This is a genomic window from Spirillospora sp. CA-142024, from assembly GCF_050942325.1.
Taxonomy (GTDB): Bacteria; Actinomycetota; Actinomycetes; order Streptosporangiales; family Streptosporangiaceae; genus Spirillospora.
In genome coordinates this window covers 5,578,214-5,600,007 of record NZ_CP192077.1, presented here as the reverse complement: position 1 = coordinate 5,600,007, position 21,794 = coordinate 5,578,214, and the positions used below count along the sequence as shown (strand labels likewise).

17 protein-coding genes and 1 pseudogene are annotated in these 21,794 nt (G+C 71.7%); 11 read left to right on the top strand and 7 right to left on the bottom strand.

Annotation, left to right across the window (positions count from 1 at the left end; all coding sequences use genetic code 11):
- Positions 1-8: 8 nt before the first annotated feature.
- From ACQPZP_RS26840 to ACQPZP_RS26825, 4 genes are all read left to right on the top strand, one after another.
- A complete protein-coding gene (locus ACQPZP_RS26840; RefSeq protein ID WP_433472492.1) occupies positions 9-2,705 on the top strand; it encodes a sugar-binding protein in 2,697 nt (898 codons plus the stop codon).
- A gap of 123 nt (positions 2,706-2,828) precedes the next feature.
- Complete coding sequence (locus ACQPZP_RS26835; protein WP_433472491.1) at positions 2,829-3,986, top strand: S1 family peptidase; 1,158 nt, start codon at positions 2,829-2,831, stop codon at positions 3,984-3,986.
- A 218-nt stretch (positions 3,987-4,204) separates the two neighbouring features.
- Entirely contained in the window at positions 4,205-4,774 is a 570-nt protein-coding gene (locus ACQPZP_RS26830) for a TerD family protein (RefSeq protein WP_433472490.1), read from the top strand.
- 6 nt (positions 4,775-4,780) lie between these two features.
- Positions 4,781-6,397 carry a TerD family protein gene (locus tag ACQPZP_RS26825; protein WP_433472489.1) on the top strand — a complete coding sequence of 539 codons (1,617 nt, stop codon included), beginning with the start codon at positions 4,781-4,783 and terminating at the stop codon, positions 6,395-6,397.
- A gap of 29 nt (positions 6,398-6,426) precedes the next feature.
- Here the strand turns inward: ACQPZP_RS26825 and nhaA are convergent, their stop codons facing one another.
- Positions 6,427-8,325 (bottom strand): Na+/H+ antiporter NhaA, encoded by a 1,899-nt coding sequence (gene nhaA, locus ACQPZP_RS26820; protein WP_433472488.1) that lies wholly within the window; start codon positions 8,323-8,325, stop codon positions 6,427-6,429.
- Between the two features lie 259 nt (positions 8,326-8,584).
- Here nhaA and ACQPZP_RS26815 point away from each other — a divergent pair, with 259 nt between their 5' ends.
- Complete coding sequence (locus ACQPZP_RS26815) at positions 8,585-9,094, top strand: hypothetical protein (protein WP_433472487.1); 510 nt, start codon at positions 8,585-8,587, stop codon at positions 9,092-9,094.
- 3 nt (positions 9,095-9,097) lie between these two features.
- Here the strand turns inward: ACQPZP_RS26815 and ACQPZP_RS26810 are convergent, their stop codons facing one another.
- Together ACQPZP_RS26810 and ACQPZP_RS26805 are read right to left on the bottom strand one after the other, a co-directional pair.
- Positions 9,098-9,520, bottom strand: coding sequence for a hypothetical protein (locus tag ACQPZP_RS26810; protein WP_433472486.1), 423 nt, complete (start codon positions 9,518-9,520; stop codon positions 9,098-9,100).
- Positions 9,521-10,110: 590 nt separating this feature from the next.
- A pseudogene (locus ACQPZP_RS26805) lies at positions 10,111-10,663 on the bottom strand (MFS transporter).
- On the opposite strand from ACQPZP_RS26805, the gene ACQPZP_RS26800 reads away from it, so the two are divergent.
- Positions 10,617-10,775 (top strand): hypothetical protein, encoded by a 159-nt coding sequence (locus tag ACQPZP_RS26800; protein WP_433479779.1) that lies wholly within the window; start codon positions 10,617-10,619, stop codon positions 10,773-10,775. The pseudogene ACQPZP_RS26805 and the gene ACQPZP_RS26800 overlap by 47 nt on opposite strands.
- Positions 10,776-10,819: 44 nt before the next feature.
- Here ACQPZP_RS26800 and ACQPZP_RS26795 read toward each other — a convergent pair whose 3' ends face one another.
- Positions 10,820-11,506, bottom strand: a complete 687-nt coding sequence (locus ACQPZP_RS26795; RefSeq protein WP_433472485.1) for a DUF899 domain-containing protein — start codon at positions 11,504-11,506, stop codon at positions 10,820-10,822.
- Between the two features lie 166 nt (positions 11,507-11,672).
- Positions 11,673-13,190, bottom strand: coding sequence for an MFS transporter (locus ACQPZP_RS26790; protein WP_433472484.1), 1,518 nt, complete (start codon positions 13,188-13,190; stop codon positions 11,673-11,675).
- A 196-nt stretch (positions 13,191-13,386) separates the two neighbouring features.
- Here ACQPZP_RS26790 and ACQPZP_RS26785 point away from each other — a divergent pair, with 196 nt between their 5' ends.
- Entirely contained in the window at positions 13,387-14,325 is a 939-nt protein-coding gene (locus tag ACQPZP_RS26785) for an RNA polymerase sigma-70 factor (protein ID WP_433472483.1), read from the top strand.
- Positions 14,326-14,338: 13 nt separating this feature from the next.
- Here the strand turns inward: ACQPZP_RS26785 and ACQPZP_RS26780 are convergent, their stop codons facing one another.
- Entirely contained in the window at positions 14,339-15,070 is a 732-nt protein-coding gene (locus ACQPZP_RS26780) for a TetR/AcrR family transcriptional regulator (RefSeq protein ID WP_433472482.1), read from the bottom strand.
- A 106-nt stretch (positions 15,071-15,176) separates the two neighbouring features.
- On the opposite strand from ACQPZP_RS26780, the gene ACQPZP_RS26775 reads away from it, so the two are divergent.
- Together ACQPZP_RS26775 and ACQPZP_RS26770 are read left to right on the top strand one after the other, a co-directional pair.
- Positions 15,177-16,691, top strand: a complete 1,515-nt coding sequence (locus ACQPZP_RS26775; RefSeq protein ID WP_433472481.1) for an MFS transporter — start codon at positions 15,177-15,179, stop codon at positions 16,689-16,691.
- A 44-nt stretch (positions 16,692-16,735) separates the two neighbouring features.
- Positions 16,736-18,193: a serine hydrolase domain-containing protein gene (locus ACQPZP_RS26770; protein WP_433472480.1), complete on the top strand. Its 1,458-nt coding sequence runs from the start codon at positions 16,736-16,738 to the stop codon at positions 18,191-18,193.
- A gap of 69 nt (positions 18,194-18,262) precedes the next feature.
- Here the strand turns inward: ACQPZP_RS26770 and ACQPZP_RS26765 are convergent, their stop codons facing one another.
- A complete protein-coding gene (locus ACQPZP_RS26765; protein WP_433472479.1) occupies positions 18,263-19,048 on the bottom strand; it encodes an IclR family transcriptional regulator in 786 nt (261 codons plus the stop codon).
- Between the two features lie 414 nt (positions 19,049-19,462).
- On the opposite strand from ACQPZP_RS26765, the gene ACQPZP_RS26760 reads away from it, so the two are divergent.
- Together ACQPZP_RS26760 and ACQPZP_RS26755 are read left to right on the top strand one after the other, a co-directional pair.
- Positions 19,463-20,581 carry an aldose epimerase family protein gene (locus ACQPZP_RS26760; protein WP_433472478.1) on the top strand — a complete coding sequence of 373 codons (1,119 nt, stop codon included), beginning with the start codon at positions 19,463-19,465 and terminating at the stop codon, positions 20,579-20,581.
- A 70-nt stretch (positions 20,582-20,651) separates the two neighbouring features.
- Complete coding sequence (locus ACQPZP_RS26755) at positions 20,652-21,788, top strand: sugar ABC transporter substrate-binding protein (protein WP_433472477.1); 1,137 nt, start codon at positions 20,652-20,654, stop codon at positions 21,786-21,788.
- Positions 21,789-21,794: the final 6 nt, after the last annotated feature.

Here is a 21,794-nt window from a genome sequence, read left to right as displayed (position 1 = left end):
GAGAGTTCATGCGAAGACTCGCCCTACCCGCAGTCCTGTCCACGGTGCTCGCCGCCTCGGCGATCGCCTTCGCGAGCCCGCCCGTGGAGGCGGCCGGGCCCGGCGGCGCCGCGTCCACGGATTCCGCCGACGGCCGGCTCGACGTGCTGTTCGTCGGCGCCCACCCCGACGACGAGGCCGGCGCCCTGTCCACGCTCGGCCAGTGGAACGAGTTCGACAAGGCGAAGGTCGGCGTCCTCACCGTCACCCGCGGCGAGGGCGGCGGCAACGCCGCCGGAACCGAGGAGGGCCCGGCGCTCGGGCTGCTCCGGGAGAACGAGGAGCGGCGCGCCGTCGGCAAGGCGGGCGTCACCGACATCCACTACCTGGACAAGGTCGACTTCTACTATACGGTGAGCACCCCGCTCACCGCCGCCACCTGGGATCACGAGAAGACGCTGGAGAAGGTCGTCCGGCTCGTCCGCGAGACCCGGCCGAAGGTGATCGTCACCATGGTGCCCGCGCCGCTGCCCGGCCAGCACGGCAACCACCAGGAGGCGGCGCGGCTGGCGACCGAGGCCTACTTCGCCGCGTCCGACCCTGCCGCCTTCCCCGCCCAGCTCGGCAAGGAGGGGCTGAGCACGTGGGCTCCTGGACGGCTGTTCCAGACCGGCGGGGCGTCCGGGCCCACGGGGTCCGCCTGCGCCGCGAAGGGCACCCCGGCCGACCCGGCCTCGACCACCTACGGCGTGTGGGGCGGTCGTGCGTCCGCCCGCAACGGCGGCAGGACGTGGGCGCAGGTCGAGCGCGAGGCGCAGCGGACGTACGTCAGCCAGGGCTGGGGCGGATTCCCGGACGTCCCGTCCGACCCGGCCCAGATCGGCTGCGACTACTACATGCAGATCCACAGCCGGGTCCCGTTCACGCTGGGGGACACCGGCCCGGCGGCGATGCTGGAGGGCGCGGTGCTGCCGGGCAAGGGCGGCCTCCCGCTCGGCACCCGGTTCTCATTGACGACGGACTCGTTCGGCGTGACAGCCGGACGCCCCTTCAAGGTGACCGCGCACGCGAGTTCCCCGAAACGGCTGACGGCGGCCAAGGCATCGCTGGCGGTGCCGTCCGGCTGGAACGTGACAGGTCCCGGTGACCTGGGGACGGTCGGCTCGACCGAACGCACCGCGACGTTCACGGTCACGCCGCCGGCCGGGGCGAAGACCGGCCGCGTCCAGCTGGCGGCGACCCTCACCAGCGGCACGGCCAAGGGACAGACGGCCACATCCGTGGAAGTCCGGCCGGCCGTCACCGGGGTGCTGGAACCGCTGCCGCGCGTGGCGGACTTCGACTCCTGGGCCGGCAAGACCGGCGTCCCGGCGCTGACCGGGCAGGTGAAGCGGGTGCTCACGCTGGCGTCCGGCAAGTCCCGCAAGGTGCGCGTGGACCTGGCCAACACGACCGCGTCCGCGCAGTCGGGCACCGTCAAGCTCGATCTTCCGGAGGGCTTCGCCGCCGACGCCGCGTCCAAGCCGTACACGCTCGGCGCCGGGGCGACCGGCTCGGCCACGTTCACCGTCACCAACACCGACGCCTCGCTGCCCACCTCCAACGACGGCGGCGCGGGCGGAGACTACGACCTGACCATCACCACGACCACGTCCACGGGCTCCGATGTGCAGAAGGGGGCCCTGGAACTCGTCCCGGCGGCCGTCCTGCCGAAGGCGGCGACCGCGCCGACCGTGGACGGCAAGGAGTCGCCCGGCGAGTACCCGGGGCCGGAACTGAACCTGTCCCGGCGCTGGGAGGGCTCGGCCTGCGAGTCCGCCGCCGACTGCTCGGCGACGGGCAAGGTCACCTGGACCGACGACGCGCTCCACGTGCTGGTCAAGGTCCGCGACGACAAGCAGGGCACCGTGCTCGGGGCGGACGACTGCAAGCGGCACTGGCGCACCGACTCGGTGGAACTCGCGATCGACCCCCGCGGCGACTCCGAGAACACCTCCACCACGTTCAAGACCGGCATCTTCCCCAAGATGTCGGACGGGAAGCCGTGCTTCGAGCGTGACGCGGACGCCCGCCAGGGCCCGGGGGAGGAGACCGCGCCCGGCATGCGGGTCGCCTCGTCGGTCGCCGAGCCGTACGACGGCTATGTGATCGAGGCGGAGATCCCGTTCAAGGCGCTGCCCACCGCGGTGGACCCGGAGCGGATGGGCCTGAACCTGTTCGTGTACGACTCCGACACCCAGGACAAGACCGGCCAGACCCGGATCGGCTGGTCGACCTGGGGCGGCGTGCAGGGCGACCCGTACCGGTGGGGCCTCGTGTCCCTGCCCGGGCACACCCCGCCGTCCGGCATGCCGACCACGCCTCCGGCGCCGGCCATGCCGACGGACGCGACGCGGTCGGTGAACTCGCCGGAGTCCATCCTCCAGGCGGTGCGGACCGGAATCCCGCTCGCCGCCGGCCCGGCCGCGCCGCGCACGGACACGGCGCGGATCACCGGGGAGCCGAAGGTCTCCGGCGGCTCGACCACCGTCAGGCTGCTGGCGACCGGGCCCGGCACCGCCCACGTCCACGTGTGGGACGGCAAGCTCCTCGGCACGAAGCAGGTCGAGATCGGCCATGCCGGCGTCACCACCGTGACCGTGCCGGGCGCCACCGGAACCGTCGCCATGGCCTTCGAGGCCGCGAAGGGCGGGACGGCGAGCGGGGCCGTCCCGTTGTCCGGCTGAGGTGACGCCGCCGGGCCGGGGCCGTCCGCCCTGGTCCGGCGGCGGCCGCCGGAGACTTTGAACTCACTCCCGCCGGGGCGCGTACCCCCACGCGTAGATCGACACCCGGAACCGGGAGGGTTCATGACGCGCCGGAAGAGCGTGAGGAACAGTCGGCTGCGGACCGCGGTCACGACGACCGCGGTCGCCGCCGGATCCGCCGGGCTCCTGGCTGGCTCGCTGTACGTCGTGCACGCCGAGGGACGGCCGGGCGGCAAGGAGGCGAAACTCGCCGGCGACGCCCAGGCCGGACGCCAGGGGACGGGACAGGGCGCCGGGCAGGCCGCCGGCCGGCGAACCGGGCAGGCCGCCGCCACGGCCGCCAGGATCGCCGGCCGGCTCGGCCCCCGCACGACCGGCGGCTACGTGGACTCCGCTGGACGTCCCGTCGTCACCGTCACCAACGCCACGGACGCCGCCGCTGTGCGCGCCGCGGGCGCCGTCCCCAAGATGAGCCGGCGGAGCCCGGCGGACCTGGCGGAGGTCACCACCGCGCTCCGCCGGTCCGTGTCGGACATACCCGGCACCGGATGGGCCGTCGACCCAGCCACGTCCAAGGTCACGGTGTGGACGGACGACACGGTCACCGGCAGGCGCATGGCGGCCGTCCAGCGCACCGCCCGGCAGATGGGCACGGCGATCCGGATGGTCCGCATCCCCGGCAAGCTCCGCACGTTCGCGCTCGGCGGCGACGCGATCTTCGGCGGGGGCGCGCGCTGCTCGCTCGGCTTCAACGTCAAGCGCGGCCAGCAGGACTTCTTCCTCACCGCCGGGCACTGCGGCAACGAGGTCCAGAACTGGACCGCCGACCAGCAGGGCGCCGAGGCCGTCGGCACCACCGTGGAGAGCGACTTCCCCGGCAACGACTTCGCGCTCGTCCAGAGCGAGGGCGAAGCGGGCCAGAGCGCGGTCAACCTCTACAACGGCCAGGCGCAGGAGATCACCGAGGCCGGTGAGGCCGTCGTCGGCCAGGAGGTCCTGCGCAGCGGCAGTACCACGGGCGTCCACGACGGCACCGTCACCGCCACCAACGCCACGGTGAACTTCGCCGAGGGCAGCGTCAGCGGCATGATCCAGACCACGGTCTGCGCGGAGCCGGGCGACAGCGGAGGCCCGCTCTTCGCCGACGGCGCCGCCCTGGGGCTAACCTCCGGCGGCTCGGGCGACTGCCAGACCGGCGGCGTCACGTTCTTCCAGCCGGTGACCGAGGCCCTCGAAGTCTTCGGCGCCGAAATCGGCTGACCCCACACCCATCCGAGGCCCAGGCCACATCCGGCCTGGGCCTCCCTCGTGCGCGGCGTCCGCCGTCCCGCGGCGCCCGAGTCCGCGCCGGGAATCGGGTGACAACAAGGCGGATCGGCTGAAAGGCTTTGCGGGCACCGTGTTCGCCTCCGGGTGACGGGGGTGCCTTCAGGCCGGCGCGTCCGCGCGGCACAGGGGACAGCGAGGAGGCGACGGCAGTGACCGTCTCGATGGTGAAGGGTCAGCGGATCTCGCTGGAGAAGCCCGGCGGCGGGCTGAGCATGGTCCGCATGGGGCTCGGCTGGGACGCGGTCAAGAAGAAGGGCTTCTTCGGCTCCCGGGAGCGGGAGATCGACCTCGACGCGTCCTGCGTGCTCTTCGCCGACGGCAGCATCGCCGACGTGGTGTACTTCGGCAAGCTGGTCAGCGACGACGGCTCCGTCCGGCACACCGGCGACAACCTGACCGGGGCGGGCGACGGCGACGACGAGTCGGTGATCGTCGACCTCGGCCGGCTGCCGGTGCACGTCACCTCGCTGGTGTTCACCGTCAGCTCCTTCAACGGGCAGACCTTCAACGAGGTCGAGAACGCCTTTTGCCGACTGGTCAACGAGATGGACGGCGGTGAGCTGGCCCGGTACACGCTGACCGGCGGCGGCGCCCACACCGCCATGGTGATGGCCCGGATCTACCGGCACGGCGGCTCCTGGAAGATGAACGCGATCGGGGAGCCGTGCCACGGCCGCACCTTCCAGGACATGCTGCCGACGATCACCGGTCTCGCCTGACCGCCCATGACCGCACTCACGCGCGGCGCCAACGCGCCGCTGCCCGCCCGGCGGGTGACCGCCACCGCGTCCTGCGCCGTCCCCGTGGACGTCAGCGCCCTGCTCGTGGGCACCGACCTGCGGGTGCGCTCCGACGCCGACCTGGTGTTCTTCAACGCGCCCGAGGCGCCGGGGGTGCGCTGGGCCGACGCCGGGGGAGGCCAGCGCGTCGAACTCGACCTCGACGCGGTCCCCGCGGGCGCGGCGGCGGTACTGATCGCGGTCAGCCTGACCGGCGCGACGACCTTCGGGACGGTGCCGCCACCGGAGCTCCGACTCACCGCGGGCGGCGAACTCGTGGCCGAGTTCACCGTCGCGGGCCTGGGCCCGGAGAAGGCGATCATCGGGCTGGAGATCTACCGCCGGGACGGCCGGTGGAAGGTCCGCGCGGTCGGCCAGGGCTACCCCGGCGGGCTGGCCGAGCTGGTCGAGGCGCACGGCATCGAGGTGGACGACGCGGGAGACCGGGCCGATCCGGCCGGTCCGGCGCCCGGAATGCCCGCCCCGCCGGTCGCCCCCGCGGTCGGTGCAGCGCCCCGGGAGCACGTCCCGCCGTCACCGCCGCCTGCCTCGGAGGTCGGCTACGTCGAGCGCTGCTGGCTCGTCTGGGAGGACGCCAGCCGCTCGCTGGCCGCGTTCCTGTCCTCGACCGAGCACGCGCTGACCCTCCGCAACGAGGAGATCGCCGGCCGGCAGCCGCGCGGACGCTTCGAACAGCTCATGACGGCCGCCGACCAGCGGCTGCGGTCCGACGCCGCCCAGCTGCGCGAGGAACTGGCCCGCGTGGAACCGCACATCACCCCCGAGGCCGCGCCCTTCGACGCGCCCGCCTGGCTGACCTGGCAGCCCCGAACCGACCTGGCCGAGGGGATGCTGCTGGGCCGGCTGTCCACCGCCGAGCTGCCCGATCTGCGCGTACCGCTCATCCTGCGGCTGCCCTGGCGGCGCGCCGTGTGGGTCTCGCGGGGCACGATGCCGGGCGACTCGGCCGCCTACGCCTGGTCGCTGGCCACCCGGTTCCTGGCCGCCGTCCCGCCCGGGGTCGCCGGCCTGGAGGTGATCGACGCGGCGGGCCTGTCGGGCGCCGGCTGGCTGCACGGGTTCGATCCGTCCACCGGCGCCCGCCTGCTGGGCGGCGGGGTGGCCACCGGCCCGGCCGCCGCCGAGCGCCTCCGCCGCCTCCTCGACCTGGTGGACCTGCGCCGGATCGGCGGCGACGACGACCGGTCGTCCGCCGGCCCCCCGATTCGGCTGGTGGTCGTCCTCGACGCCGGCGCCGCCCTCGCCGGGGAGGAGGCGCACCAGATCCTGCGTCTGGTCGAGGACGGGCCGCTGGTCGGTGTCCCGGTGCTGCTGGTGGAGACCGACACCCCCACCGGCGATTCCGTGCGCGCCATGCGGGTCCAGCAGTCCTGCAACGACCTCCCCTCAAGCGAGGGCAGCATCGGCGACTCCTGGGTGGGCGCGGAGTGGACCCTGACCCCCGAGGTCCTCCCCGACGCCGCCGGCGGCACCCGTGCCCCCGCCCTCTTCAGCCATGTCCTGAGCACCCACGCCCGCGCCATCACCCCCCACGGCCAGTAGGACACCGGGGACGGAACGCGGCGCGGCCGTCAGCCGCGGACAGCGGCGCGCTTCCGGGCGCCACGGACGGCGGCGGAGAGGGTGGCGATGTCGTAGGCGCCGAGGTGGCGGCGTCCGTTGACGAAGAAGGTCGGGGTGCCGGAGACGCCGCTCAGGTCGGCCGAGTCGACGTCCTCGGCGATCCGCCCCGCGCCGATGTGCCGGCGCATGTCGGCCCGGAACCGGTCGAGGTCGAGACCGAGGTCCTCGGCGTAGCCGACGAGGTCGCGCGGGCGCAACGCGTCCTGGTGTTCGAGCAGCACATCGTGCATGTCCCAGAACGCGCCCTGTGCGGCGGCGGCCTCGGCCGCCTCCGCCGCGAGCTGCGCCCGGGGGTGGATGTCGTTGAGCGGCAGATGCCGCCACACGTACCGGACGTCCCCGTGCCCGGCGAGCAGCTCCCGGATCACGGGCTCGGCCTGCCCGCAGTACGGGCATTCGAAGTCGCCGTACTCCACGACGGTGACCGGCGCGCCGGCGGGCCCTCGGACGTGGTCGCGGTCCGGATCGACCGGCGCGGCCAGGTCGACGATGCTCTCCGCGGTCCCCAGCAGCGCCCGCAGCCGGCGCCGCGGCGGCAGCAGCGCGGTGGCGCGGACGACCACCCAGGTGACGGCCGTGGCGCACAGCGCCGCCGACAGCACGCCGATCTTCGCGTCCTCCAGCCGCTCACCGCTGAACGACAGCGTCGCGATCAGCAGCGCCACGGTGAATCCGATGCCGGCGATGGCGCCGCCGCCCCCGACGGCGGCCCACCCGACCGGCGGACGCAGCCGGCCCCGGCTGAGCCGCCGGACGAGCCACGAGAAACCGAGGATGCCCACCGGCTTCCCGGCGACGTAGCCGATCAGGATGCCGAGCGTGACCGGCGAGGTGAACGCGCGGCCGAGAGAGCCGGCACTGATCGTGATGCCGGCGTTGGCCAGCGCGAACAGCGGCACGATCACATAGCTCGTCCACGGGTGGATCAGCAGCTGAAGCCGTTCGTTCGGTGAGATCGCCGCGGCGACCTCGGTCTGCGCCGACCGGGCGAACTCCGGCGTCGGCTGCTCCCGGAACAGCCGGAAGACCTCCGTGGCGCGTTCCAGATCGGTCCGCGCCGCCGGGTGCGCGTAGGTCAGCAGCCCCATGGCCAGGCCGACGACCACCGGTTCGACGCCCGAGGACTGCATCGCCGCCCACGCGGCCAACCCCAGCACCACGTACACCGCCGTCTGCCGCACGTCGAGGGCACGGACGATCATCGTCAACGCGAAGATCGCGATCGTCAGCAGCAGCGGCGGCACCGAGACGTCCTCGCTGTAGAAGATCCCGATGACCGCGAGCGCGACGACGTCGTCGACCACGGTGGCCGTGAGCAGGTAGGCGCGCAGCCGCGCCGGGAAGCTCCGCCCGACCAGCGCCAGCACGCCCAGCGCGAAAGCGGTGTCGGTCGACATCGCGATGCCCCAGCCGTGCTGGGACGGCCGGCCCGCGTTCGCGGCCAGGTAGATCGCCACCGGCACCACCATCCCGCCCAGCCCGGCGGCGAGCGGCAGCGCCAGGCGGCGCCGGTCGCGCAGTTCCCCCATGTCGAACTCGCGGCGCGCCTCCAGCCCGACCACGAAGAAGAAGATCGTCATCAGGCCGCCGTTGACCCAGTGGCGCAGATCCTGTGTGATGCCGGCGCCGCCGAGGCGGATCGACAGCTGCGTCCCCCATGCCCTTTCGTAGCCGGACGCGTCCACGTTCGCCCAGGCCAGCGCGGCGAGCGTCGCGGTGAGCAGGACCACGGCGCCGCCCGTCTCGGTGCGCAGGAACTCCCGCAGCGGTGTCTGCAGGCTGCGCGCCCACGCCGTCCGGCCGGCGAACGGCCCGGCCGGGGCGTCCTCCCCCCGATTTTCGGTCACCACTGCATTGTCACCCGGCCCCGGCCGCCACCGGACGTCGATACAGTTCGGCGTAGGTAGCGGTCTCCCCCTCAGGACGAAGATGATTCCTCAGCCGGTTCGCGGTCGTCGTCCGAAAAGCGGTCTGGCGGCGGCCGTAGTGGCGATGTTGTGGGCGTCGGCGGCATGCTCCGGCGAAGCAGCGGATACACGGCCGACCCAAGCCGCCTCGCCGCCGGGGCCGGCGACGTCGGCTCCGCGCCCGACGTGGACCCCGAACGTGGACGTCGACGAGGCCGCCTGCCGGAAGAAGGACCCGAAGCCGTGGCGGCCGTCCAGCGACCCGTACACCGGGACGGGGCCGCACTACATCCACCCGATCGAGGTCCAGCTGGATCCCGGTGAGCCGGAGGACGCGATGGACAGCAAGGACCTGTCCACGATCCCCGACGACATGCAGATACCCAGTGGGCGAATTCCGGATGGCTGGCAGCTCGTCGCCTGTGTGTACGACGGTCAGCCCGTACGCCGGTCCGGCACGGTGAGCTGCTATTTCAGCAACCTGAAGAAGAGCAAGAAATACCCGTTCTATGAATCCCGTTACGAGGTGATCGTGCGGGAGGCCCGAACCGGGAAGAAGGTGGCCACGCTCAGTGTGCCGGGCACGACCAATGAGGACGGCGACTGCCCCAGTGTCGTCGTGGACTCCGGTGACACGATTATCCTGAAACCACTGGTCGGCCGCACTCTCGGAGAGAAGCTCCGCCCCGTTTTCAGTGCCGCTGAATAGGCCTTACGCCACACCGTGGGCGTAGGCGCACCTCTCCCAGATGTCGCCGTGGTACTCGCAGACTTCGACGAACACGCGATACCCGTCGGCGAAGTAGTTGGTGGCCCATGAATGGCACTGCCCGTCGTTGGACGGGTCTTTGAAGACGTAACCGGCGGGGTCGGTGGGCTCGTCGCCGTTCGGGTCCGTTCCCTCCAGGTAGGCCACGATTCCACGCTGGTCGGTGGTGTTGTCGCACACGGTGATCTTCTCGTACGAGGGATACCCCGCCAGATCGGCGTCGAAGAAGACGGCGCCACTACCGCTCAGCGTGTAAAGCCAGTGGACGTTGTGAGGCGGCTCGGCCGCACCCGCCTGCGTGCCGCCCCAGAAGACCATGACCGCCATCACGGCCGCGAACAGGCCGAATCGTCGTGCATTTCGCATCCGGGGTCTCCGTTCTGCCGCACCATGATCGACATGATCGGGACGCATCCTAAGCCCGGCAAGAGGGCCGAACGCGAAACCATGAAGGCCGGAATCGGCCGCCCCTTCCATGCGCCGAGTTGTCAGCTCAAGCCGACCTGAAGTCAAATGGGTTCATGGATGACGGGCTTCTTCCGATCGGCGAGGTGGCGGCGGTTCGGGATCGGCTCGGTGCTCGCGGGTCGGCGGTGACGGCCAGGACTGGCGGGCCATCGTGCGGGGACGGGTGCGGGCCATCGATGCTCAGGTCCAACGGCTGGGTACCGCCCGCGCCTACCTGGACCATCTGCTGGAGTGCCCCAACCACGATCCGGCGGGCGGCTGCCAGCGCCGTACCGACCTGGCGGGCGGTGCTGACGGTGGCGGCGGCGATGCCCGTCCGTTCCCGCGGCACGAGCTCCAGCACCGCGGCCGCGCGACCCGGCGCTCCACGGCCGGCAGCAGGGCGGCGGCCAGCGCGGCGGCGGCCAGGGCACCGATCGTGATCCACGACCCCCAGCCATGGCTCCCGGCCTCGATCACTCCGTACGACAACGCGCCCAGAGCACCGATCACCAGCGACTGCCCGGCGGGTCCAGCGCCGCATGCTGCGGATCGGCGCTTTCGCGAATCGCGCGCAGGCCGGTCGCGATGGCGGCCAGACCCACCGGCACGTTCACCAGGAAAATGCTCGGCCATCCGAGCGTGTCCACCAGCAGCCCGCCGAGCAGCGGCCCGGCGATGACGGCCAGGGCGCCCGCCATGCCCCAGTAGCCCATGACCCGGGCTCGGGCCCGCGGGTCGGGTACGGCCTGCCCGATCAGCGACAGCGCGCCGGGGACGATGACCGCCGCCGCGGCGCCCTGCAGGCACCGGGCCGTGACCAGGATCGCGAGCGTCGGTGCCAGGGCGCACAGCACCGAGGCGACCACGAAGCCCCAGACCGGAAAGGAACCCCCGCTTACGCCCGTACCGGTCTCCCAGTGATCCACCCGACAGCATCAGCGACGCCAGTGCCAGCGCGAAGCCGTCCACCATCCACTGCAGCCCGGCCAGATCGGTGTGAAGGTCGGCCTGGATGCTCGGCGCCGCCACGTTCACGATCGTCAGGTCGAGCAGCGCCATGAACGTCCCCGAGAACACCGGGACCAACGCCAGTGCGCCCCCGGCCCGCCCGCTCGTCGTGTCCACCCTTGATCCCTTCGGTCGGCTCGCCACCACGACGAGCCGACCGTAGGAGTTCAAGCCGACTTGAACGCAAGGCCCGGCGCCATTGCGGGCCTACTGCGCTCCCTCGCTGTAGCGCGCGTAGCGCTCGGAGGGCCACCAGTGGCTGTAGGTGGGCGCCTGCGGCCAGCCCTCGGGGACGTCCTGCCACTCTTCCTGGCGGCCGTAGGGGAGCAGGTCGATCAGCGGGAACGTGTGGCTCAGCTGCTCGGTGCCGCGCCCGTTGGTGTGCCAGGTGCGGTAGACGGTGTCACCGTCGCGGAGGAAGACGTTGACCGCGAAGCCGCCCCCTGGCGGCGCGTCCATGTCGCTGCCGAAGGAGCTGCCGGCGGTCGAGTACCAGTCCATCGCGTTGCCGACCCGCCGCTTGTAGGCCAGGGCCTCATCGATCGCCCCTTGGGTGACGATGACGAAGCGGGCGTCGTATTCGTCGAGGAACTCCAGTTTCCAGAACTGGGAGGTGAACCCGGTACAGCCCGGGCACTGCCACTCCTCTCCGGGGGTCCACATGTGGTGGTAGACGATCAGCTGGTTCTTTCCGTCGAAGACGTCGACGAGCCGGACGGGGCCGTCCGGTCCCTGGAGGGTGTAGTCGGGCAGCCGCACCATGGGCAGCCGCCGGCGCTGGGCGGCGATGGCGTCGAGCTCCCTCGTGGCGGCCTTCTCACGCGCGCGCAGCTCGTCGAGCTGCTTCCGCCAGCTCTGCTCGTCGACGACGTGAGGTAGTGGCTTGGAGGTCATGTCGGCATCTCTCCGAACCTGGGTCTCGGCTGCGTGCCGGTGCGGCACCTTGCAACCCATGGAGACCAGGCGAGCGCGCGAAACTCATCGGAGGCCAAAGCGGCGTGGTCAAGGAACCTCTCGTGGAGAGATCCCTTGACCACGCCGGATGGGCCATGCCGGGGGGTCAGGGGTGTGCGGGCAGCGGTTCGGCGCTCTCGGCCGCCCCCGCGGGTTCGGCGTCCTCGGCGACGGCCTGGTGTTCGGGGCGCGGGGTGTTCATCACGACGGCGACGATCAGCGCGCCGACCAGGATGATCCCAGCGGCCCAGGCGCTGGCCGTCGAGAAGCCCTCCACGACCGCCTGCTTGGCGAGGGCCGGGTCCATGCCGTGCGAGGCGTGCGAGGCGAGGTAGTCCGCGGTCGCGCTGGTGGCGATGGTGTTGAGCAGCGCGGTGCCGATCGAGCCGCCGATCTGCTGCGCGGTGTTGACGCTCGCCGACGCCACGCCGGAGTCGCCCTGGTCGACGCCGTGGGTGGCGTAGTTGATGGCCACCGGCATGATCATGCCGGCCCCGAGGCCGAACAGGAGCTGCACGACCAGCACGCCGCGTGCGTAGGAGGTGCCGGCTTCCAGGGTGAGCATCCACAGCATCGCGGCGGAGCCGATGAGCATGCCGGGAACGATCAGCATCCGCGGCTGGACCCTGGGCAGCAGCCGGGTGGTGAGGCCGCCGGCCGACACCAGGACCGCCGTGGCCATCGGAAGGAAGGCGACGCCCGTCCTGACCGGCGAGTACCCCTTGACGATCTGCATGTAGTAGGTCATGAAGAGGAACGCGCCGAACATTCCGATGACGGCCAGCCCCACGGCCAGGTAGGCGCCGCCGCGGGTCCGGTCGGCGATCACGCGCAGCGGCAGCAGCGGCTGCGCCACCCGGCTCTCGACGAGGGCGAACGCGCCGAGCAGCGCCGCGCCGGCGGCGAACAGGCCGACGACCGTCGCCGAACCCCAGCCGTCGGACTCGGCCCGGCTGGTGGCGTACACGACCGCGACCAGCCCGCCGGTGACCAGCAGCACACCGGGGATGTCGAACCGGGCCCCGCCCTCGCGCCGCGACTCGGTCAGCACCGCGGACCCGCCGATCGCCGCGATCGCCGCGATCGGGATGTTGACGTACAGGCACCAGCGCCAGTCCAGGTAGTCGGTGAGCGCCCCGCCGGCCAGCAGCCCGATCGCGCCGCCCGCGCCGGCGATGGCGCCCCAGACCCCGAACGCCTTGGCGCGGTCCTTCGGCTCGGTGAACGTCACGGTCAGCAGCGACAGCGTGGACGGCCCGAGCAAGGCGCCGAACGCGCCCTGCAGGGCACGGGCGATCAGCAGCATCTCGAAGTCGCCCGCCGCACCGCCCAGCGCCGACGCTCCGGCGAAGCCGATCAGCGCGATCAGGAAGGTCCGCTTGCGGCCGGTGTAGTCGGCGATCCGGCCGCCGAGCAGCAGCAGGCTGCCGAACGCCAGCGTGTACGCGGTGATGATCCACTGCCGGTCGCCGTCGGAGATCCCCAGGTCCCGCTGCAGCGACGGCAACGCGATGTTCACGACGGTGGCGTCCAGAACGATCATGATCTGGGCCAGCCCGATGAAGAGCAGGGCGGCCCAGCGGCGCGAACCGGCCGCCGCGGCCTGCCCCTTCGTAGTTGCCATGCCTAGTCCTCACTCACGGTGTTGCGTGCCGCGGATCGTTCGCGCGGCGTCCTGACGAACACGAGACGGCGGCGGCCCGATCCTTGTGACGGCGCCGTCATGTGGCGTACGCCACCGAAAGCGGGTGTCACAAAGCGGCGGGCGCCGGCGTCTTGTGCGTGTGGCAGAGTCGAATTCGAACTGGCAGGAGTCGTCTATGAGCGAGCGCAGCGAGCCGGCAACGAGCAGCGCCGAGCCGCTCGCTCGGGGGGAACGCATGGATTCCGCCACGGAGGCCTTCGTCGCGCACCGCAACCTTCTGTTCACCGTCGCCTACGAGATGCTCGGCTCGGCCGCGGACGCCGAAGACGTCCTGCAGGAGACCTGGCTGCGGTGGGCGGGCGTCGATCTCGCGACTGTGCGGGATCAGCGCGCCTACCTGGTGCGGATCGCCACACGGCAGGCACTGGACCGGCTGCGCACGCTCCACCGGCGCAAGGAGTCCTATGTCGGCCCTTGGCTGCCCGAACCGCTGCTGACCTCGCCTGATGTGGCCGAGGACGTGGAGCTGGCCGACAGCGTCTCGATGGCGATGCTGCTGGTGCTGGAGACGCTCACGCCGACCGAGCGGGCGGTGTTCGTGCTGCGCGAGGTGTTCGACCTGGCCTACGACGAGATCGCCGAGGCCGTCGGCAAGAGCGCGCCCGCGGTCCGCCAGATCGCGCACCGGGCCCGCTCGCACGTCGCCGCGCGCCGGCCACGCGACGTCATCTCACCGGCCGACACCCGGGCCGCGCTCCAGGCGTTCCAGCGGGCGGTCGAAACCGGCGATCTGCAGGACCTGTTCGACATCCTCGCGCCGGACGTCGTCCTCCTGAGCGACGGCGGCGGACGCAAGCAGGCCATCCTGCGGCCCATCGTGGGGGCCGGCAAGGTGGCCCGCCTGATGACCCTCGGTTTCAAGAGGCTCGAAGTCGAGGTGACGGTCGAGCCTGTGCAGGTCAACGGCTGCCCGGGGCTCATCCTGCGGCTCGACGGGGAGATCGACGGCATCGTGGCGATGCGGGTCGAGGACGGCCTCGTCAGCGGACTCTACTTCGTCCGCAATCCCGAGAAACTGTCGCGTGTGGAGCGGGAGACCGCGCTGAGCCGCTGAGGCCCGGACGGCCTCAGGACGGGGCGAGCCTGGCCTGGAGGCCGTCGAGGAAGCGGTCGAGCCCGTAGGCGAAGTTGACGTCGCGCAGCCGGGCGGGATCGTCGTCCCGCCGCGTGGCGAACTCCTCCCGCAGCCGTGGGTGATCGTCGAGGGCCTGCTCGGCGGCGGGACGCAGGCTTTCGGCCCACTCCTGCTCGGTCCGGCCGCTGCGGGCGAGCATGGACAGGTACGCCGCCTCGCTGATGCTCATCCCGATCACGTACGCGAGCAGGCCGTTCATGGCCTGCTCGGCCTCGCCGGGAGGGAGCCCGGCGGCGTGGAAGAGGGCGAGCATGCGCTCCGACTGGTCGATCAGGTTGGGCCCCAGTTCGGCGAGGCCGACCTGACCCAGCACCGCCGCGACCCAGGGGTGGCGGATGATCATGGCGCGCAGGCTCTGGGCGCAGCCTGCGAGTGGCTCCCGCCAGTCCGCCGCGCCTGCCGGGGCGGGCACGCGGAGCTCGCCGTACAGCTCGTCCACGATCAGTTCGATCAGCTCGTCCTTGTTGGCCACGTGCCGGTAGAGCGAGGTGGCCGCGGTGCCCAGCCGGACGGCCAGGCTGCGCATGCTGAGCGCTTCCAGGCCCTCCTCGTCCAGGAACCGGATGGCCTCGGCGACGATGCGCTCGCGGCTCAGGGCCGGCTGTTCCTTCTTCGTGCGGGGGCGTGCCCACACCGAGGGGATGGGCGGCTTGGCGGCTGACATGCCCCCATCCTAGCGTTCGACGTTCGCACTTGCGTACAGCGTTCCGTGATGCGTACAGTGTTCGCATCACGAGTACAGCGTTCGCCCCCAATGTGAGAGGTCCCCGATGCAGACGCGCAGCCCCCGCCGCTGGCTGATCCTGATCGTGCTGTGCCTGAGCGCGATGGTGCTGGTCATCGACAACATGGCGCTGGCCGTGGCCATCCCGCCGCTGGCCGCCGACCTGGGCGCGAGCCCCCAGGACACGCAGTGGATCCTCGACTCCTACATCCTGGTCTTCGCCGGTCTGCTGCTGACCGCGGGCGGCCTGTCGGACCGGTTCGGCCGCCGCCGCGTCCTCGTCATCGGCCTCGGCCTGTTCGGAGCGGCCTCGCTCGCCGCCGCCTGCGCCGCCGACCCGGCCCAGCTGATCGCCGCCCGGGCGGTGATGGGCGTCGGCGGCGCGCTCGTGATGCCGAGCACGCTGTCGATCCTGATCACCGTCTTCGACGCCGCCGAACGGCGCCGCGCCATGGCCTGCTGGAGCGCGGTCGCCATGCTCGGCCTGGTCGGCGGGCCGGTGCTGGGCGGCGCGCTGATCGCCCACCTCCACTGGGGCGCGGTCTTCCTGATCAACGTGCCGGTCGCCGTCCTCGCCATCGCCGCGGCGCTGCTCCTGATGCCCGAGTCCAAGGGGCCCGCGAGCAGGCCCGACCCGCTGGGCGCGGTGCTGTCCATGGCCGGCATGACCGCCCTGATCTGGACGATCATCGAGTTGCCGCACGGCCTCTCCTGGCCCGCGCTCACGGTCACGGTTCTCGCGCTGGGCGGGTTCGTCGCCTGGGAGCTGTACACCCCGCACCCGATGGTGCCGCTCGGCCTGTTCCGCCACCGTGCCTTCAGCGGCGGCAGCCTCTCCCTGACCCTCGTGCAGATCGGCAACGGCGGGCTGCTGCTCGTCCTCACCCAGTACATGCAGTACGTCCTCGGGTTCACGCCCACCCAGGCCGGGCTGGCGTTCATCCCGCTGGCGGTCGCCTCGGTGGCCTTCAACACCCTCGGTGCCACCGTCCTCTCCGGCATCGGCCACCGGGCGCTGATCGCCGCCGGCCTGACCGGCATGGCCGCCGGGTTCGGCGTCCTGGCCGCCCTGTCGGCCGAGGGCGGGTTCGTCCAGCCGGCCATCGGCCTGTTCCTGCTCGGCGCCGGCGGCGGCCTGGCCATGCCCGCGGCCGTCTCCGCCCTCATGGGCACCATCCCCGGCGAGCACGCCGGCGTCGGCTCCGCCCTGAACGACACCGTCCAGCAGGCCGGCGCGGCCCTCGGCGTGGCCGTCCTGGGAAGCATCGTCTCCAGCGGCTTCACCGGGACGATGTCCGGCTCGGCCCCCGGCCGGGCCGCCCGTTCCGTCGGCGACGCGCTCGCGGTGGCCGGACGCACCGGCGACACCGCCCTCGCCGGCGCCGCCCGCGACGCCTTCACCACCGCCATGTCCTCCGCCTTCGCGGTCAGCGCGGCCGGAGTGCTCGCGGCGGCCGTCCTGGCCCTGATCGTCCTGCGGGAGAAGCCCGCCCCGGCACCCCGTCCCGAGGCGGCGCCCGAAGCCGCGCCCGAAGCCGCGCCCGAGCCCGCCCTCTCCTGACCTCTCACCCTTCTGACCTCACTCTTCTGCCGAAAGGAAGCACGATGAACGAGACGATGAACTGGAACGCCGACGGCGACTGGAAGGTCCAGGGCGAGTGGGGCGTCCGCGACTCCGCCGGCAGGCGCTTCGACCTCGCCCGCTGGCAGCGGTGCTTCGACGAGCTGCGCGCCGCCCACCACGTCCCCGGCGCGAGCCTGGCCGTGGTGATCGACGGGCAGGTGCACGAGCTGGCGAGCGGAGTGCTGCACCGAGGCACCGGCGTCGAGGTGACGCCCGACTCGGTGTTCCTGTCCGGCTCGATCGCGAAGGTCTACACCGCCACCCTGATCATGCGCCTGGTGGACGAGGGAAAGCTGGACCTGGACGCGCCGGTCGTGGACACCCTGCCGGAGTTCGCCACCCCCGACCCGGAGGCCACGAGGACGATCACCGTCCGCCAGCTGCTCTCCCACACCGGCGGCGTGACCAACGACTTCAACTTCGACGGCGGCCGGGGCGACGACTGCCTGGCCAGGTACGTCGAGGCCGCCCGCCGGGTGGCCCTGGACTGCCCGCCCGGCACCGCGATCTCCTACGGCGGGCTCGGCTACATCGTCCTCGGCCGCCTCATCGAGAAAGTGACCGGACTGACCTGGGACCAGGCCCTCAAGGAACTCCTCTTCGCCCCGCTCGGCCTGGAGCGCTCGGTGACGCTGCCCGAAGAGGCGCTGCGCTTCCGCGTCGCCATGAGCCACCTCGGCGAGCCCGGCGCCGACCCCCACCCGGCCCCGTCCTGGGACCTGATGCCGCGCTCCGTCGGCCCGGCCGCCCGGGTCATCGTGTCCGCCGGCGACATGGCCCGCTTCGCCCGCCTGCACCTCGACGGCGGCCTCGCCCCCGACGGCGCCCGCGTCCTGTCCGCAGACGCCGTCGCCGCCATGCAGCACCGCGAGGTGGACGTCCCCGACAAGTGGACGGTCAGCGCCGACGGCTGGGGCCTTGGCTGGACGCTCTACGACTGGGACGGCATCGCCGGCTACGGCCACGACGGCGCCGCCATCGGCCAGTACGCCTACCTGCGCGTCGTCCCGCAGGCGAACGTCGCCGTGGCCCTCATGACCAACGGCGGCGCGGCCCGCCTGCTGTACGCCGACCTGTTCCGCGACCTGCTCGCCGAACTCGCCGGCGTCACCATGCCCGCCCCGTTCGCCCCGGCGGACCCGGCCCCCGCCGTGGACCTCGCGCCGCTGCTCGGCACGTACAAGCGCGAAGGCGTCGTCATCACCGTCTCCCGGAAGGACGACGGCTCGCCCCACATGCGGTACGAGTTCGTCGGCGACATGAAGGACATGTCGCCGCCCTTGGAGATGGACCTGGAGCCCGTCACCGACAAGGTCTTCGCCGCCTCAGGCGCCGGCCCCTCCTTCAGCGAGGACTACATGCCGGTCGTCTTCTCGACCCTCGCCGACGGCAGCGAGGTCTGCTACGTGGGCATGCGAGCGACCCCCAAGACCGCCTGAACCGAAGCGCGACCGAGACCAGCCGGCGGGCATTTCCCGGCGGCTGGTTCGTCGTCGCGCGACCGCCGTTCAGCTCGCCGAACTCACAGGGCCGGGGCGATGGCCGAGCCGCTGCGACAGGGCGGCGGCGCCCTTGCGTACCAGCTCGCTCCATTCCCGCTTCCGCTCGTCGTCCCATCGCATCGTGGGGACCGAGATGCTCATCGCCGCGATCATGCCGCCGCCGTGGTCGTAGATGGGCGCCGTGACGCAATGCACGGATTCGTTCGACTCGCAGTGGTCGTAGGCGAGCTCGTGCTCCCGTACCTCGGCGAGGTGGGCGCGCAGCCGTGACGGCGAGGTGATGCTGTTCGGCGTCATGCCCGGCAGCTCGCGGTCGCGCGGGAAGAGCGCGTCCAGCGCCTCCGGGGAGAGCCCGGACAGCAGCATCTTGCCGACCCCGGTGCAATGGGCCGGCAGCCGTCGGCCGACTGCGGACACCATGCGCACCGGGTGGGTGCTGTCCACCTTGGCGATGTAGACCACGTGGGTGCCGTCGAGCACCGCGACATGGACGGTCTCGTCGCAGTCCGCCGCCACCTTCTGCGCGACGACCTGCGCCTCCTGCGCGAGGTCGAGCCGCTCGGCGAACGCGCTGCCCAGCTGGAACGTGCGCATGCCCAGGCGGTACCGCGTGGGCGTGCCGCCGGCCGGGACCAGGTATGAGCGGTCGACGAGCGTCGTGAGCAGTTCGTGCACGGTGGTGCGGGGCAGCCCGAGCCGCTCGGTGATGTCCGGTGCGGACAGGGCCGGCCGGTCGAGAAAGAGCTCCAGGATGTCCAGCGCCCGGCTGACCGCGGGGACCGCGCGAGCCATCGATTCACCTTCCCCCGGTAGCGCCTTCGCCCTGGACCGGCGATCCGCGGATCTCCGGACGGTGTCCCGAACGAAATCGTCGGTCGAATCAGATGCGAAATGTCGAACGGAGCTTAGCAAGATGGGGCGTTGACGCTCGGCGCGCCTCCGTCTAGCGTCCTCAAACACGGGGGATTTCGGACTCTGTTCGAAATTTCGAACATGGAGCGTGAAATGAGTTCCAGGACGGGGAAGATCCGGCCGCGCGTCCGGCCGCGCGTCCGGCCGCGCGCATCCGGCCGTCCGACCACGTGACGGGCACATCCACCCCCACCCGAGAAGGGAATGCCCATGCTCAGGCCAGGTAGATCAGGTAGATCCCCAGGCGCAGGCCTGGCCGGGAGAGTCTGCGCGGCGATCGTGCTGGCGGGCGCGATGACGGGAGCGGGCACGGCGGCCTCCGCGGCGCCCGCGCGCGCGACGCATTCCACCTTGAAACCGGGCATCAAGAAGGACCTGTTCGGTTCCCTCGAGGACGGCACCAAGGTCTGGCGCTACACGATCACGAACCGGTCCATCCGCGTCCGGATCATCACCTACGGCGGCATCGTGCAGACGATCGAGGTGCCGGACGCGCGCGGCCGGATGGGCAACGTCGCCCTGGGCTTCGCCGGCCTCGGCGACTATGTGGCCAAGAACAACCCCGGCCCGTACTTCGGCGCCCTCATCGGCAGGTACGCCAACCGGATAGCCAAGGGGCAGTTCACCCTCGACGGCGTGACCTACCAGCTGCCGATCAACAACGACCCCAACAGCCTGCACGGCGGCACCAAGGGCTTCGACACGAAGGTCTGGACGGCGACCCCGGGCAGCGACCACGGTGATCCCTCGCTGCGGCTCGACTACACCAGCCCGGACAAGGAGATGGGCTACCCGGGCACCCTGCACGCCACCGCGACGTACACGATCACCAAGGACTCGATCCGCATCGGCTACCGGGCCACCACCGACAAGAAGACGATCGTCAACCTGACGAACCACTCGTACTTCAATCTGGCGGGCGAGGGCACCGGCACCATCTACGACCACGTCCTGCAGCTCAACGCGCATCGCTACACGCCGGTCGACTCCACCCTCATCCCGACCGGTCAGCTCGCGCCGGTCGCCTCCACGCCGCTCGACTTCACCAGGCCGACACCGATCGGCGACCGGATCCGCGACGGCCACCAGCAGATGGTCTTCGGCCGCGGCTACGACCACAACTGGGTCGTCGACGGGTCGGGCCTCCGGCAGGCCGCCCGGGTCAGCGAGCCGACGAGCGGGCGGGTGCTGACGATCTCGTCCGACCAGCCGGGCATCCAGTTCTACTCCGGGAACTTCCTGGACGGGACGCTGTACGGCACCGGCGGCCACCAGTACCGGCAGGGCGACGGGTTCGCGCTGGAGACCCAGCACTTCCCCGACTCCCCGAACCACGGCAACTTCCCGTCGACCGTGCTGTCGCCGGGCCAGACCTACCGAACCACCACCGTCTACACCTTCAGCGCCCGCTGACGCCCACCCCCGGCGGGACCCGATCCGCGTCGCATCGCCCGCCCGGTCCCGCCGGGCCCAGGAGGTCCACATGAGTAAGTCAGACTCCACGGTCGAAGAGGCCATCGACACGCTCGACATCAGGGGGACGGTCCGGCGCCGGCTGCTCAGCGCGGCCGGCTTAGTCAGCGCCACGGCCGCCGCCTCGGCGTTGCTCGCCGCGTGCTCCAGCGACAACAAGAAGGACTCGGCGGCGGCCGGCGGCGGACCGGGGAACTACCCGTCCACTCCCAAGTGGCGGTTCGTGTTCGTCAACCACGTCACCACCAACCCGTTCTTCACGCCCACCCAGTACGGAGCGCAGGACGCGTGCGCGCTCCTCGGCTGCTCGTTCCAGTGGACGGGGTCGAAGGACTCGATCGTCTCCGAGATGGTGAACGCCACGAACCAGGCGATCTCCGCGAAGGCGGACGGCATCGCGATCTCCGTGGTCGACAAGTCGGCGTTCAAGACGCCGGTCGACAAGGCGCTCGACCAGGGCGTCCCGGTGGTCTCGTACAACGCCGACGGCGCCCGGAACAACCCGGGGTCCAGCCGGCTCGCCTACATCGGACAGGACCTGTACAACTCCGGCTACCAGCTGGGCACGCGCATCGCCGCGCTGATGACCGGCGGCGACGCGGTCGGTTTCATCGCCACCCCGGGCTCGCTCAACATCCAGCCGCGGATCGACGGCGCCAAGGACGCGATCAAGGCGTCCGGGAAGTCGATCAACTTCGCGGACGTGGCGAGCGGCGCCGAGCTGCCGAAGGAACTGTCCACCATCGACGCCTACGCCCAGGGGCACCCCGGCCTCAAGGGCATGTTCGCCGTCGACGCCGGCTCCACCGAGAACATCGGCAAGGTGGTGGCGAAGTACAACCTGAAACAGAAGGGCGTGGTCGCCGGCGGGTTCGACCTCAACCCCTCGACGCTCCAGTCGATCAAGGCTGGCCACCTCGACTTCACCATCGACCAGCAGCCGTACCTGCAGGGCTTCCTGCCGGTGCTGCAGCTGTACATGTACAAGCTTTCCGGCGGGCTTGTGGCGCCGTCCGACACCAACACCGGTCTGCTGTTCGTCACCAAGGACAACGTGGACCCGTACCTGACGTCGAAGACCAGGTACGAGGGGTCGACGACGCAGCAGAAGTACCTGCCGAAGACCGGCGCGATCTCGCACCAGTGAGCGCCG